Raw genomic sequence first — 15,892 nt, forward strand, 5'->3', positions numbered from 1 at the left:
TTGTGGACGGCGCCCCTGCGCCGCAGTGGTTTGAGGACAGTGGAGACACCCCCGACTGGGAAAGACAGGCTGTTTCCTTGGCGTCTGCCGCCGGAATCATTGAGGTGCGTCTGCCGCGGGACCATTTCATGCCAGACGATAAAGCTACGTGGCGGATGTGGTGACGGTACTGCTGAGAATGTTGAATCTTAGGGAGTTGAATCGATTATGAAAGCTTTAATTATTTCGGATATTCACAGCAACGTCAAAGCGCTGGAATCGATACGCAAGGCAGAATCCGACTGTGACGTGATTTATTGCGCGGGAGATCTTGTAGACTACGGGCCTTTCCCGCGGGAAGTTATCGAATGGGTGCATAAGAACGATGCGAATTGTGTTCGCGGTAACCATGACGACATTATTATCGACCTGTACCGAAACGGCAATAGCGGTCACGATGTGGCGGAGGATGAGATCAAGTGGGCGCATTACAATGCAAGGCTGCTCGGCGAAGCGGAAATTTCCTTCCTCGAAAGCATACCGGTCTACCGCACATTCGAGATGGACGGCTATAGCTATACAATGCAACATCTGTACGAAAACTATTTGACGATTGATAGCTTGCCCAAGTACGATGCTTTCTGGGCGGAACGCAACGTCAGGACAATTGGGGCCAAAGAAGATCGCCGCATTATTTTCGGACATACACATCGCAGATGCATTCATTATTTGAGTGACGACAGTTTGTGGCTGAATCCAGGAAGCGTGTCCTACCGCCGTCGCGACGATCCATCGAAAGAAGCTCACTATTTCACGATTAGTGATGGCAAAATAGCGATGAAAAGTCTTGTCTATGACCGCACGCCTTTGCTCGAAGCGGCACAAAAGTTGCTGTTGAAAGAAGAAGAGATGAAGGTTGCGTACTTCTTTTTCGGGTAAGCGGGCGGCAGAGCAGGCAACAACAATGGGGACGTATCCACGATTTGGTGTCGGGATACGTCCTTTCTCATTTATTGTACACCGGCAGGTTGCGATTTACAGCTGGCAAGGCGGTAATTCCCGCTCATTTTGTGCCTCAGTTTACATTTTTATGATTGCTTCATTTTTTTACACTATGGCATGGGAAACGTATCTTTCATAATAGAGGTTGTGAAGTTGCGGATATGATCCTGAAGAGGCTGCGGTTCATATCCGCCTATTCTATAGGAAGCAGGTGGGAAAATGACTACTATTTATTGGGTATCGAGTAGCGACGAATTGGCGGCAGCCATTGGCCGGGCAGAACCTGGTTCTTCGATCTTGTTGGCAGACGGCGTTTACGAACGGAATGAAGATTATATTATTGAAGGCAAAGTAGGATCGGACACCGCAATATTAAGCATTCGCGCTGTAAATAAAGGAAAAGCGACGATCGCTGGAGAATCAAGTATACGCATCTTGAACTCTGCTTATGTAGAGGTATGGGGACTGCATTTCCAGGTCGGGCAGCGCGAATCTATCATTCTGGACGGTTCGCAGCATGTGAGGATTGCGCGGAATAGATTTGAGCCGCGACAGGTTGGGGCGGAGTATAGCCTGCTGTCAGTGCTGGGAAGCGGCAGCGGCTGGAACCGGATCGAACGCAACGAGTTCGGGCCAAAGGCCGACCTTGGACCGCTCGTTGTTTTTGATGGCGACGGTGAACAAATCTCGCAGCATGATGTCATTGAATATAATTATTTTCATCATATAGGCCCGCGTGTCGTCAATGGGCTTGAAGCGATCCGGCTCGGCCTGTCCGGCATCTCTCTCTCGAACGGCTATATTACCATTCAACACAACCTGTTTGAAAATTGCGACGGAGAGCCCGAGATTATTTCGGTAAAAAGCTGCTATAATACAGTCCGGTACAACACGTTCCTTAACTCCGCCGGCCAAGTGACAGCGCGTCACGGACATGGAAATCGCTTTCATAATAATGTATTTATCGGCGATGGCGTGAAGGAAGAAATGGGCGGATTTCGCATTTACGGCAACGACCATCACATTTTTGAAAACTATATGGAAAACTTGACGTTGGATGCGCTGCTCATTGATGGCGGCAACTACGATGGCGGATCGGACGGCTATCCCGAGGCGCCGACGCAGGAGGAACTGAGGAAACATTGGCGCGTCTATCGAGCCAGCGTAGTGAATAATACGATTGTCAATTGTCGTCACGGCATTACGCTCGGCAAGCGGATTCCTTATGCGCCGGAGCAATGTGTAATCGCTTACAATCGAATATGCGGCAAAGAGCAGCCGGCCATCTATGAATACCGGCCGTCTCCGGCGGTTTGTATTAACAATCATAAAGCGGATGTCGCGGATATTCGTTGTCCGGCTATTCTGACAAGAATTGACGTCGGTCCCGACTCCGACTAAAGCTAACATGGAGGAGAACCTATGGCCCAAACTCGAAACCGGTGGACAATCTATCTGAAGCAGCTCCGGCATAAAAATCGCAGTGTATACATGACCTGGATGCTTTCTTACGTCTCGGTGCTGCTCGTGCCCATTCTGATCAGCGGCGTTATATACGGCGCGACGCTGAACGTTGTAAAGGCTGAAATTAACCGTGCCAACCAATCTATTCTTCTTCAGATGGAGCAAGCCATAGATAGCCAGTTCAAAGGAATCGAGAATCTAAGCCTCGAGGTGAGCCTCAACAGGCGAATCGCAGCATTTATTTCGGCCGATACCAATCTGTCTGATTCGGACCACTACGATGTATACCAAATCGCTAATGATTTGCGCGTATACGAAATCGCTAACGATTTTCTTGAAGGTATTTATATTTACTACAAAAATAGCGATACGGTCATCGCACGCAACAACCGTATGAACATCGAAGCGTTATACGACCATATTCGCCTTGAAGAGCATATGCCCTTCCAGTCGTTACGAGAATATTTTGACCAAGGGTACATTAAAGGCTACCACTCCGTTGTTGTGTCTGAAGAGAATGAGTGGCGGCCAACGGTCATGTATGCCCAAAATGTGAACTCAACAATCATGAATCAACCTGGAGCTGTCTTACTGTTCATGATTGACCGCAGTAAGCTGCTAGAGCAAGCTTCGGCGCCTGAGAAAGGTACGATCTTTATTCTGGATAAAGACAACCGGTTCATTGCGTCTACGGGCGATTCGCTGTCGGAACCTGCTCTATTATACAGCGATATGTCGAAAGAATCGGGGCAACTTGAGATCGAGACTGACGGTCACCGGCTTGTTGCATCCTACACAACCTCATCCATTACGGGATGGAAATATGTGATGACGCTGCCGGAGAACGTATATCACCAGAAAATGAACGTGGTAGAGCAATTGACGATCGCCAGCATCTTGCTTTGCCTTATTGTTGGCGGTGGCGTGACGTATTGGCTCCTCAAACGGAACTACCTGCCGATCCATGCACTGATCCAGAGCTTGTCATTCAAGGCGGGTTTTACCTTTGATCGCGGCTCCAATGAATACTCCTTTCTAGAGCAGGCGCTGAGCAGCACCTTCCATGAGAAGGAGGAGCTTCATTACAAGCTGAATCAGCATAACAATACACTCAGATCGCACTTTTTGCAGCGGCTGCTGAAGGGGCAACTCGACAGCCATATCCCGTTGCACGAATCTTTCTCAGCCTATGATCTGCGTTTCCCGCTGGGCGGATTTTCTGTTATTTTGCTGCGCATCGAGCACTTCGGCAAGTTCCATCGGAAGGATGAGGATCAGGTCCATAATAAGCGATTGCTGCACTTCCTGATCGCCAACGTGGTCGAGGAGGTCGCACGAAAGTCAGTAAACGCCTATGCGGTAGAGCTAGACCAGGAGTTGCTAGCCTGCATCGTCAACCATCAGCTTGCATCGCCGACGGAACAGCGGGGGGAGCTGGGGCACATCGCGGAAGAAACGATGTCGTTCATCTCCAATCATGCTCATGTACAGTTGACCGCTGCCATCAGCGCGCAACAGGAGGGCGAATATGGCATCTTCCAGGCGTTCCAGGAAGCAATCGAGGCGATGGAATACCGAATCATTGTAGGTAGCGGGGGCATTATTCATTATGGGGACCTGAGCGGTAACGACAACCTAGGGGCTGCTCCAGGTGGTTATTTTTATCCGCTCAAGGTCGAGCAGCAATTGATCGTTATGGTTCGCGAAGGGCAGCTCGATAAGGCAAAAGCGTTCGTCGGGGAGATCATTCAGAAAAATGTGACGAAGGAGCCGTTTCCTTTTCATACTGCCAAATGTCTCATGTTTGATCTAATGGCTACGCTGCAAAAAGTAATCGGCGAAATCCGCATCGCGGGCAAGCCGGATATGCCTGACGGAGTGCGCGCCATCGAACGCCTGATGCAATGCCAGACGGTAGGGGAGATGCGCAGCCAGCTTTACGATATGCTAGAGCTTCTGTGCGGCTACGTTAATAATAACCGCGAATACTGCAGCAATCCGCTAATCGATAAGGTCATGAAATATGTCAACGAGTATTACCAGGACGAGAACCTGAACATTTCGATGATCGGGGAAGCCTTCTCCATGACGCCGTCGTATGTTTCCAAACTGTTCAAGGATCTTGCCGGCGAATCTCTGCTCGATTATATTAACAAGACGCGGCTGGTGCAGGCCAAATTGCTGCTTATCGGCGGGAAATATACGGTCAGCGAAATATCGCTGAAGGTTGGTTACAACGATGTGAATACCTTCCATCGTATATTCAAAAAATTTGAAGGGATAACGCCCGGGCGCTACAGGGAAGTCAAGTAGCTCTAGGGCTTTTCTTTTCAAGAAAAAGTGGCATACATGCGGTTTTGTTACCCTCATTTTTGAGAAATTGCAGTATATTTTAGGTTTTAACGATAGCTTGCGGCACCGGATTAACGATATGTTGAAAGCGTATTCACACCAACATATTCGAGACGAAAAGAACGGAGGGCACAATGGCGAAAAATCGCAACGTCAAGACTCATAAGAGGCTGCAGCTCACACTGGGGATCGCAATGGTACTTTCATTGTTGTTAACCGCATGCTCCAGTAATGGGGGCTCTGGAAACAAGGATAAGACAGAGCCGACTCAAAGCGCCGTCAGCAATAAGGGCGGCGAGGGTGTAAGCAAAGGCAACGAGGGATCGGATAAGCCGATGTATCCGCTGGATACAAAAGATACTTTCTCATACTGGGCTCCAATCAACGGAAACCTGATTACATTTACAACGAATCTGGCGGAAGCGCCGATCGGGAAGGCGATTGCAGAAGCTACCGGCGTGAAAGTGAACTACATCCATCCGACCGAAAGTCAAGCTGAAGAGCAGTTTAATTTGTTGCTGGCTTCCAGCAAGCTGCCGGATGTGCTGGAGTACGACTGGAGTATTTATCCGGGTGGACCGGAAAAGGCGATTTCAGACGGGGTTATCGTACCGTTAAACGATTTGATCGACCAATATGCGCCTAACCTGAAGAAGATGCTGGAAGCTAATCCAGAGCTGGATAAAATGGTGAAGACCGACAGTGGCCAATATTACGTCTTCCCGATGGTGCGAAACGAGGAAGGATTAGTCTTCCGCGGACCAATGCTGCGCAAAGATTGGTTGGATGAGCTAGGGCTTCAATTGCCTGTAACGATAGACGATTGGCATAAGGTTCTGACGGCGTTCAAAGAGAAAAAAGGCGCCGTAGCACCGCTGACGGCGCTATACGCGAACAAAATGAATTTGCAGGACGCGTTCTTCGGCGCATTCAAAACATCGCACGGCTTCTATATTGACGACCTAGGCAAAGTGAAATACGGTCCGTTAGATCCGCAATACAAGGATGTTATGACGCTGTTCCGCCAGTGGTATTCCGAAGGGCTGATTGATAAAGACTTCCCGATCGTCGAACGCGACACGCTGGATAAGCGGCTTCTGAACAGTGAGTCCGGCGCGACTGTTTTCCTGCTGGGCGGCGGCATGGGCAAATGGCTGGAGTCCGGTAAAGCCCAAAATCCGGCTTTTGATCTTGTAGCGGCTCCTTATCCGGTATTGAAAGCAGGCGAAAAACCGTTCACCGGACAGCGCGATTTCAAATATAACCCGAAAGCAAGCGCGGCCGTGACGACATCGGCGAAAGACCTGGAAACGATCGTAAAATGGCTGGACTTCGCATTTAGCGAGCAAGGAACCATGATGTACAACTTCGGCGTTGAAGGCGAAAGCTACACGCTGGACAATGGCGTTCCGAAATTTACTGATATGATCGTAAAAAACGATAAGTACACTTCACAGCAGATGTTGGCGCAGTATACGGTTCCGAACGGTCCATTTCCGATGCATGAGCAAAAAACGACCAACACGTTCCCACAACAGGACGAGGCGGTCCAGATTTGGTCGGAGACCGATGCGGCGAAACATATTTTGCCCGCGTTCATTACGCCTACTGTAGATGAGAGCAAGAAGGTAGCGCAGACGATGACGGCAATCAACACGTATCTGGAAGAAATGTTCATCAAATTTGTAATGGGCAACGAGCCGCTCGACAAGTTCGACAGCTTTGTGAAGCAGCTGGAAGATATGGGGATTCGTGATGTAATCGACATCTATCAAGGCGCTTTGGATCGCTACAACAACAGATAACTCCATGTATCGTCCCACGGCTGGCTGCAGGCTGCCGTGGGGCAAGGGAATGGTGCAGCCATCCCCTGCCGATAATGCTGGATTTGGATAGGAGGAGTAGGAGATGGCTCAATTGAAGCTGGGACGCAGCAAAGTCACGCATGCCGGTCGTCTGCCGCTTAATATTGCGAAAGACATGGTTAAGAACAAGTATTTGTACATGATGCTTACTCCTGTTTTGTTATATTTCATTATTTTTCATTATTTCCCGATGTACGGTTCGATTATTGCGTTCAAGGATTTTAACCCCCGGCTTGGAATCGGGGGCAGCGCGTGGGTAGGACTTGAGCATTTCAAAGACTTTTTTGGCGGGATGTATTTTTGGCGGGTGTTAAAAAACACTCTGATGATTAGCTTGTACGATCTCATTTTCGGTTTTCCCGCTCCGCTTATTCTCGCCTTGTTGCTTAATGAGGTGAAAAATGCACTGTTCAAGCGTTCGGTTCAGACGATTACTTATTTGCCGCATTTTATTTCGCTTGTCATTATTTGCGGCATGATCAAAGATTTTACGAGCAGTGACGGCGTCATTAACGATATTATCGCATTTTTCGGTGGTGAGCGGATTACGATGCTGCTGGAGCCGTCTTTTTTCCGGACAATCTTCGTTTCGTCGAATATATGGCAGCATATAGGCTGGGGTACAATTATTTATTTGGCCGCGCTGTCTGCGATCGATCTCGAGCAATATGAAGCTTGCAAGATCGACGGGGGTGGACGCTGGAAGCAGATGCTTCATATTACCCTACCCGGCCTGCTTCCCGTTTTCGTTATATTGCTCATCCTGAACATTGGCCGAATTATGAGCGTTGGCTTCGAGAAAGTTATTCTGTTGTACAACCCGACCACTTATGTGACAGGGGATGTCATTTCCTCGTATGTGTACCGGATCGGGCTTCAAGATTTTCAATTCAGTTTCAGCTCCGCTGTCGGATTGTTCAACTCCGTGATTAACTTCGCGCTAGTTATCGGCTCCAACTGGATAAGCCGGAAGTTGAACAATACGGGTTTGTGGTAGAGGAGGGTTCGCATGCGAGTAAGCTTGGGTGAACATATATTCCGGGTTTGCAATACGCTGTTTTTGTCCGCGCTCATGATTGTAACAGTGTACCCAATTCTATACGTGGCATTTGCTTCATTCAGCGAACCAGCGCTGATGATGGCGCATAAGGGCATTCTTTGGAAGCCGCTGGGCTTCTCGCTTGAAACATATGAGGCGGTATTCAGCAACCCGATGATCCTGCTCGGCTACCGCAACACATTATTTATTGTCATTGTAGGCGTGGCTCTCAATTTGCTGCTTACTTCTTTTGCCGCATACGCCTTGTCCAGAAAAACATTGCAATATCGCAAGCAGCTTACGTTGTTTATCGTATTTACCATGTTTTTCAGCGGTGGATTAATTCCGTTCTACTTGCTGGTCAGAGGGTTGGGCATTACGGACACACTGTGGGCGCTGATCCTGCCTACCGCAATAAGCGCATTTAACCTCATTATCATGCGAACATCGTTCGAGGCAGTGCCGGATGCGCTAGAAGAGTCGGCCAAGATCGACGGCGCCAATGACTTTGGCATTCTGTTCCGCATCTTCCTGCCGCTATGCAAGCCCGTGCTTGCAGTGGTAGGCCTGTATTACGGAGTAAGCCACTGGAACTCCTGGTTTAACGCCATGATCTTCCTTCAGGATCGGTCGCTGTATCCGTTGCAGTTGATCCTGCGAGAAATTTTGATTATTGGCGAGGCAAACTCCATGGCGGAAGGAGCCTCCCAGGATGAGATCATCATATTGGGCGAAACATTGAAATACGCCACGATTATGGTAGCAACCCTTCCGATTTTTTTGGTCTATCCGCTATTGCAAAAATATTTTGTGAAAGGCGCCTTGATCGGTGCCATTAAAGGTTAGAGAAGGGGTGGAATTCAGAGATGAGCAATGAAAATGTGAACCTGAAACCATCCGAGCTGACGGCTTGGTGGGATAAAGTGAAGATTAAAGTTGATCATATGATCGAAGCAGGCTGGACAGAAGCGCCGCATGTTTCGGCGGCGGGCAAATATGACCAGATCAAAGTGGATCAGTGGATTTCAGGCTTCTGGCCGGGCATTCTGTGGATTCTGTACGATATGACCGGTGAGCAACGTTATCGGGAGGAGGCGGAGCCTTGGGACGAACGCATGGAGCAATGTTACTTGCGGGACAACCATTTCCACCACGATGTTGGCTTTCAGTTCCTGCCGACATCGGTTATCCGCTACAAGCTGACCGGTGACCCGGACGCTCGGCGGCGCGGGCTGTTCGCCGCCAACTTTCTGGCGGGCAGGTACAACCCGGCAGGACAGTTCATTCGAGCCTGGCCCCGTAACCAGACAGGTTGGTCGATCATCGATTCGATGATGAATTTGCCGCTTCTGTTCTGGGCGAGTGAAGAAAGCGATGATCCGCGCTTCAAGCATATTGCGGTCGCCCATGCAGATATGGTGCTTCGCTCATTCATCCGAGGCGACGGCTCGGTGCGTCATATCGTTATTTTTGATCCGGAGACGGGCGAAGTGGAGCGTTATGACGGCGGACAGGGCTTCGCGCCGCATTCGTCCTGGTCGCGGGGCCAAGCTTGGGCGCTCTACGGGATGAGCTGCGCTTACCGCTATACGGGAGAAGCACGTTACTTGAATGCGGCGAAGGGGGTGGCACATTATTTCATCAGCGCGTTGGCGGAAGACGATGTGCCGCATTGGGATTTCCGTGCGGCGACCGACTTGACGGACGAGCCGCGCGACACCTCAGCGGCGAGCTGCGCAGCATCTGGCTTGATCGATATCGCGTCGCAGGTGGCTCCTGAGGAAGCCGCTTTATATCAGCGCGCGGCCACGCGCATTCTTCGCTCGCTGTCGAACAACTACAGTGCGCTCGACAAGCCGGAGTATGAAGGCATCCTGCTCGGCGCAACCGGTCATAAACCAGTCAATACCAACATCAACGTATCGCTGATATACGGCGATTACTATTATATTGAAGCTTTGGCGAAGAGCAAAGGCTGGAGCCAGCATGTTTTTTAAGCGGGGTCAAAGGCCATAATCACGAAGCCGGGAGGACAGGAAGCTCCTCCCGGCTTTCGTATTCTTGAGAGGAGGTGCCGGACGGAACGAAGGGAATGATTCAATAACCATCATTTCATAATGGAAAGGATGAAAATGAATTATGGGAACCAAAAGTATGACGTTCATTATTTTGATCTGTATGCTGGTTGCGTTAATACCAGGAACGGCAAGTGCGGCTGATACAAAGTTCACAATTGGCAGCTCCGACGTGACGGCGAGCGGAGATGACGGCAACGTTCCAGCCAACACGGTGGACGGCGATTTCTTAACACGTTGGTCGGCGAATGGCGACATGCAATGGATCCAGTACGATTTGGGCGTAAATCGCAAATTGTCTTTCATCAAAATTGCATTTCTGAATGGGTCAAGCCGCACTTCTACTTTTGATATTTTGACGTCAATGGACGGTTCCACCTTTACGACCGTCAGCAGCGGAGTTGTGAGCAGCCTTGTGGAAGGTCTGCAAACGTTCGATTTTCCGGATGTCGATTCTACCCGCTATGTGAGGATCGTTGGGCACGGCAATTCCTCCAACCTGTGGAACAGTTATTCTGAAGTTGAACTCTACGGCACCGCGAACGGATCTCCGCCAGGCGCAAGCAAGTTGGCGATTACCGTGCCACAACTTATGGCCAGCGGAGATGACGGCAATATCGTCGCATATACAATCGACGGCGATCTTAACACACGCTGGTCAGCGAGTGGCGAAGGGGAGTGGGTCCAATACGACCTTGTTTCGAGCAAGCAGGTGGAATACGTGAAGATCGCCTTCACCAACGGGGCGGAGCGAACTTTCGCTTTTGATATCCAGACTTCATATGATGGCTACAACTTCAGTACATTGCTTTCGGGAGCGGTCAGCAGTCTGAGCAACAGCTTGCAGACGTTTGATTTTGCCGATGTTGCCCCCGTCCGCTACGTTCGTATTGTTGGCCATGGCAACTCGGTGAACGCCTGGAACAGCTTTGCCGAGGTCGAAATTTATGGTAGCGATTCAAGCGGCAGCGGTAGCGAAGGGACGGTCGTCGAAGTTAGCACTTCCACGCAGTTGGCTGCCGAGCTTGCAACCGCTACGGCGGGTAAAACGATTGTGTTGGCAAACGGCACGTATTCGCGTACAAGCCCGTTTGCTGTTCAAAACAAAAACGGCACTGCCACCGCGCCAATCGTCATTAAAGCGAAAAGCCGCGGTCAGGCTATCATCTCGGGAGCGTCAGGCTTCCGCATCGAGAACTCCTCGCATGTGGTGCTGGACGGATTAAAGTTTACGAACACAAGCAATGGCGCAGTGGTGTTGGAAGGCTCGCACCATGCGCGGCTGACCCGTAATACGTTTGCGCTTCCCAGCTCGGGGAGCGGCTTGATGTGGCTGCAAGTGCGGGGCACGAACAGCCATCATAACCGCATCGACCGGAACGACTTCGGACTGAAGAGCGACACCGAACCGCTGATCGCTTACGAAGGACAGGATGGCTCAGGGCAAATTTCGCAATACGATATTATCGAATACAACTATTTCCATGATGTAGGCCCATGGGTAGCTAACGGCAAAGAGACAATTCGTCTCGGCTTGTCGGGTCTTACGCTCTCCCACGGCTATAATACGATACAATACAATGTATTTCAGAATTGCGATGGAGAGCCGGAAATCATATCGGTCAAGAGCAGCAGCAATTCGGTGCGCTTCAATACATTCCGCACGTCCAAGGGCAGCCTGACGCTGCGGCATGGCCATAACAACAGCGTATATGGTAACTTCTTCCTCGGGGACGGTGTGGAGTCGGATCAGGAAGGCATCCGGATGTTCGGCAATGATCATAAGATTTATAACAACTACTTTGAGAATTTGACTAGCGAAGCAATCTACTTGCCTAACGGAGACTTCGACGGCGGTACTGGAGGCTCACCTCCAAATCCGACGGTCGAACAATTGCGCAAACAATGGAAAGTTTACCGGGCACTTATCGTCAACAATACGATTGTAAACAGCAAAACCGGTATCGTCATCGGCTCGGGTAAAACGTATGCTCCGCAGGATTCCGTCGTGGCGAACAATATCGTATACAACAACACCGGCACGCTTTATTACGAGGCGGCGACAACAAATACGCTGTTCCAAGGTAACATCGGGTTTGGCAGCACTATTAGCAACATATCGCGCAGCTCGGAGCAGATCCGAAATATCAATCCTCTGCTGACTGCGGTGAACGGCATTCAGAAACTGTCCGCGAGCAGCCCGGCAATTGATGCAGCTGTGGGAACATACGCGTTCGTGCTGGCGGATATGGAAAGTCAAATGCGGGCGACAGTAGATGTGGGGGCAGACGAATATTCCGGCACGCCTCTACTGAATCGCCCGCTAGCGGCCGACGATGTGGGGCTGAATACGCCTTAGGATCGATATATGTGCAAGCATGCCGGCGGTTGGCTCGCTGGCATGACTTTGTCGATCCATTGATATATGGAGCAGTCCTGTTATTCACTTCATTTGGAAGGATGGGAGACCATGTTTCACAGCAATTATGGAGCAGCGGGAAAAAACGAGGTGACTGTACATGCATACTAGCACAATGTTGCCGGCTCCACGTGGCGGCGGCTTCCGTATGGAAGGTTATTGGGTATGGTGCGGTTCCGTCGTGAAGGGTGAGGACGGCAAATTCCATATGTTTGCCTCGCGCTGGCCGAAGACACTGCCGATGCATCCCGGTTGGATGACGGCTTCAGAGATTGTCAGGGCAGACTCGGATACCCCCGAGGGACCGTACCGATTCTGCGAGGTGGTGCTTCCGGCGAGGGGAGCGGAATATTGGGATGGACGCTGCACGCACAACCCCCATATCGTCAAGCACAACAACAAATATTTGCTTTATTATACGGGTTCGACCCATCCGCTAAGCGAGCCAGAGCCGCCCGGGAATTTCGGGTTAACCGATCCTCAATGCATCGTGGCACGGGCGAACAAACGGGTAGGTTTGGCTATAGCGGACAGCGTTTTGGGCCCGTGGCGCAGAGCGGACGAACCGATATTGCCAACACGTCCCGGCCGATTCGATAGCTTTCTGACCTCCAATCCGGCTCCGTGTGTCAGGGAGGACGGTTCCGTGCTGCTGATCTACAAGGCACGTCACTACGAAGGCAACCTTCATGGCGGCATGACGATTGGAGTTGCGTATGCGGATCACTACGAGGGGCTGTACCGGGTGCTGAGTGACGAGCCGGTGTTTCCTCCAGAGTCGTTCCATATCGAAGACCCTTTCATCTGGCAAACAAATGAAGGATTCAATTTGATAGCCAAAGATATGGAAGGGCATCTATGCGGAGAAAAATACGGCGGCATCTACGCCAAGTCACCAGACGGGCTGAAATGGAGCTTGCATGGGCAGCCGAAAGGCTATTCCCGGACGGTGCGTTGGGATGACGGTACGGTGCAGACGCTGGGCAATCTGGAGCGGCCGTTCCTGTTGTTCCAGAACGGCAAGCCGACTCATTTGTTCGCGGCCGTCTCGGACGGCAGTGATGGTTTTAAGGACGCTTCCGATACGTGGAACATGGTTATACCTTTGAAGCAATGATTCACTGGAGCTGTGGCAAATTATTATCGGATACGGTGATCAAGACTGCAGCTACAAGCTTAAATGCCATTACGTTGGGAGCTTCCCGCAGCCTGTTGGGCTAGATGTATTGTCAAGCCAAGTGCGGGAGCGGACCTCCTTGGAACGCTGTTTTATCGAGTTAGTGCAATACACTTGTGCAGAGTATCTGTTTTAAAAAACTATAAGTGATTCCTTTTTAAGGTTAATGTAAGGTTCCTTTAAATCTCGTGTAAAGTAAGAGCATTATACTAGTCTTTGTACATACTCGAGAATCTACGATCATGATTAGGAACTTATCATTAGGAGGAGCAACATGAATAAACTTAAACATTGGAATACTAAACTACCGAAGTGCATGATTGCCGGCAGTCTTGTTGTCGCATTAAGTACAGGCCCTGTTTTCGGGACGGGGATAGCGATGGCGGCGAAACCAACGATTCAGAACGATTCGTTGCTAGAAGCCGATGCGGCTGTTCATCAGCTTGCGCGCTATCAAGTAGACGCAAGGCTTGATGAGAAGAAGATGACAATTCACGGTACAGAAACTGTGACCTATCGAAACAACACGAAGGATACACTGGACAATATTGTATTTCACACCTTTGCAGATGCAAACCGTTCAAAGGATACACAGTCGGGTATGTTCGAAAATTCAAATGAACGAATGGCAAAGGAAAACCCGGATAAGAAACCTGAAGATTTCCTGGGCGGCATTGACATTAACAATGTGAAGTCGTTAGGTCAACCCTTGAAGTTCGATAATACGAATCAGGCACTTAAGGTTGCATTGGGACAAGCATTGCAGCCCGGGCAATCTATCACACTGGAACTTGAATTCGACGTAAAAATTCCTTATGGCTCACAGCGGTTGTCCCATTACAAGAATATCATCAATGGTGCTCATTGGTTCCCTGTGCTTTCGGTCTATAACCCTGCAGATCATACATGGGACAAAACTCCTTACAGCACTACATTTGAATCCGATTATTATGATTCTGCGGATTATCAGGTAACCATGAATGTACCCGCCGATTACCAGATTTCCATGCCTGGAACACTGACCGTACAGGATGCCGAAGCAGGCCGCAAGATGGTAACGGCCACTGCGAATAATACGAGAGAATTTGTCTTCTTCACGAGTCCGGATTTTAAAGTAGAAAGTGTTACACGAGATGGTCTGACCATACAATACTATTACTTTGATAATCAGAAAGACAAAAAACAGATTATCGATCAATATATTGATCAAGCGTTTAAAGTCATTAACTTCTTCAGCGAAAAATATGGTAAATATCCTTATCCGGAGTTCAGAATTGTTGAATCGTACGTTGAAGGGATCGCTGTTGAATTTTCGCGAATGATTCAGATGGGCATGATCGAGGGTCAGCCAGATATTTCAAACCATTCAGCATTTGTCCATGAAATTGCGCATCAATGGTTCCACGCATTAATTGGAAATAATTCCGAGAAGGAATCATTTCTAGATGAAGGATTTGCCGATTTCTCTATGGTATATTTCTATGAGAAACAAGGAAATCCGTTAAATGGATTCAAGGTGATTCAATTCGATGAAGTATCGTCAGATAGTCCGCTTGATGCATCCAATGATAAGGTTGGCGATTCTCCCGACGCCATTTTTTATAAAAAAGGCCGTCAAGCCATCTATCAGTTGTATCGTACGCTTGGCGAAGAGAAGTTTGATGAGCTGATGCAGACATATTTTGACCAGTATGTATACAAAAATGCGACGATCGAAGGACTGCTTCAGGTTGTTGAGAACAAAGCGGGCAAAAAGGTCAGAGATGATTGGGAAGTGGATTTGCGCCAGCCCAATTATTCATTGAAGTCTGAATATCGTCTAACAGCGGACGAGGAAGCCGCTTATATGTACGAGCAATTTAAATCAATATACCATTCAGTGTTTGTGCAGTTTCCAGAGGTTCCGTCTGAAACGATGAGTCGAATTATCGATAAAACGTTGCAGGGCGAGCCGCTAACGATTATCTTGAGCGACCGTTTGACATCGGACAAAGCAACAAAACAACAGGATCAGCTGCTCAACCAGTTTCAAGGCTTCTTCCAAATAGCAGGAATAAAACCAACGATTATAACAGAACGTCAAGTATTAAAAAACAAGCTTAAGAAGGAGCTAGGGGACAGTAATATCATTGTCATCGGCAAACCGGATGCGAATGGGTTTGTACAAGCCTTGAAGTCCGGCATCATCAAGCGTGCTGATACAGTCGGTTTTAAATGGCAGGAAATCATGAATAAGTCTAATCAATCCGGAGCCTACATTATCAAACATCCGTATAACCAGAATCGTCTCATGTTACATTATTTTTGGACAGGGGACCAATTGAGTGATCAGACGGAAGATCCATTTATGGCTAAAGCATTGGAATCATTGAATTTTTCAAACCATTTCTATCAATATTATGTTCTGAATAACACAGGTAAGAGTAGCAGCGAACAAAAGATCGAAAATCCGTATGCGAAACTATTTGCAGAATAATAAATGACAGGGCAGTCTTAGTCCCGAGGGAGCTCCATGGTCGT

At 49.1% G+C, this 15,892-nt stretch carries 10 protein-coding genes; all 10 read left to right on the forward strand.

Annotated features, from left to right (window positions below; all coding sequences use genetic code 11):
* The first annotated feature begins 207 nt into the window (after positions 1-207).
* The 10 genes from MKX41_RS09040 to MKX41_RS09085 all read left to right on the forward strand — a co-directional run bounded on the left by MKX41_RS09040 (position 208) and on the right by MKX41_RS09085 (position 15,848).
* Positions 208-918, forward strand: a complete 711-nt coding sequence (locus MKX41_RS09040) for a metallophosphoesterase family protein (RefSeq protein ID WP_042188466.1) — start codon at positions 208-210, stop codon at positions 916-918.
* A 282-nt stretch (positions 919-1,200) separates the two neighbouring features.
* Positions 1,201-2,382, forward strand: a complete 1,182-nt coding sequence (locus MKX41_RS09045; protein WP_052404304.1) for a polysaccharide lyase 6 family protein — start codon at positions 1,201-1,203, stop codon at positions 2,380-2,382.
* A gap of 21 nt (positions 2,383-2,403) precedes the next feature.
* A complete protein-coding gene (locus tag MKX41_RS09050) occupies positions 2,404-4,758 on the forward strand; it encodes an AraC family transcriptional regulator (RefSeq protein WP_340969754.1) in 2,355 nt (784 codons plus the stop codon).
* A 173-nt stretch (positions 4,759-4,931) separates the two neighbouring features.
* Positions 4,932-6,602, forward strand: coding sequence for an extracellular solute-binding protein (locus tag MKX41_RS09055; protein ID WP_340969756.1), 1,671 nt, complete (start codon positions 4,932-4,934; stop codon positions 6,600-6,602).
* Positions 6,603-6,705: 103 nt separating this feature from the next.
* On the forward strand, positions 6,706-7,659 hold the full coding sequence (locus MKX41_RS09060) for an ABC transporter permease (RefSeq protein WP_340969759.1): 954 nt from the start codon (positions 6,706-6,708) through the stop codon (positions 7,657-7,659).
* A 12-nt stretch (positions 7,660-7,671) separates the two neighbouring features.
* Positions 7,672-8,547 (forward strand): carbohydrate ABC transporter permease, encoded by an 876-nt coding sequence (locus MKX41_RS09065; RefSeq protein ID WP_042188472.1) that lies wholly within the window; start codon positions 7,672-7,674, stop codon positions 8,545-8,547.
* Between the two features lie 20 nt (positions 8,548-8,567).
* Entirely contained in the window at positions 8,568-9,698 is a 1,131-nt protein-coding gene (locus tag MKX41_RS09070) for a glycoside hydrolase family 88 protein (RefSeq protein ID WP_445671311.1), read from the forward strand.
* A gap of 142 nt (positions 9,699-9,840) precedes the next feature.
* Entirely contained in the window at positions 9,841-12,135 is a 2,295-nt protein-coding gene (locus MKX41_RS09075; protein ID WP_340969763.1) for a chondroitinase-B domain-containing protein, read from the forward strand.
* Between the two features lie 208 nt (positions 12,136-12,343).
* Positions 12,344-13,312, forward strand: coding sequence for a glycoside hydrolase family protein (locus MKX41_RS09080; protein WP_340969764.1), 969 nt, complete (start codon positions 12,344-12,346; stop codon positions 13,310-13,312).
* A 334-nt stretch (positions 13,313-13,646) separates the two neighbouring features.
* On the forward strand, positions 13,647-15,848 hold the full coding sequence (locus MKX41_RS09085; protein ID WP_340969766.1) for a M1 family metallopeptidase: 2,202 nt from the start codon (positions 13,647-13,649) through the stop codon (positions 15,846-15,848).
* Positions 15,849-15,892: the final 44 nt, after the last annotated feature.

The organism is Paenibacillus sp. FSL R5-0475 (assembly GCF_038004585.1).
Classification (GTDB): Bacteria; Bacillota; Bacilli; order Paenibacillales; family Paenibacillaceae; genus Paenibacillus_AQ.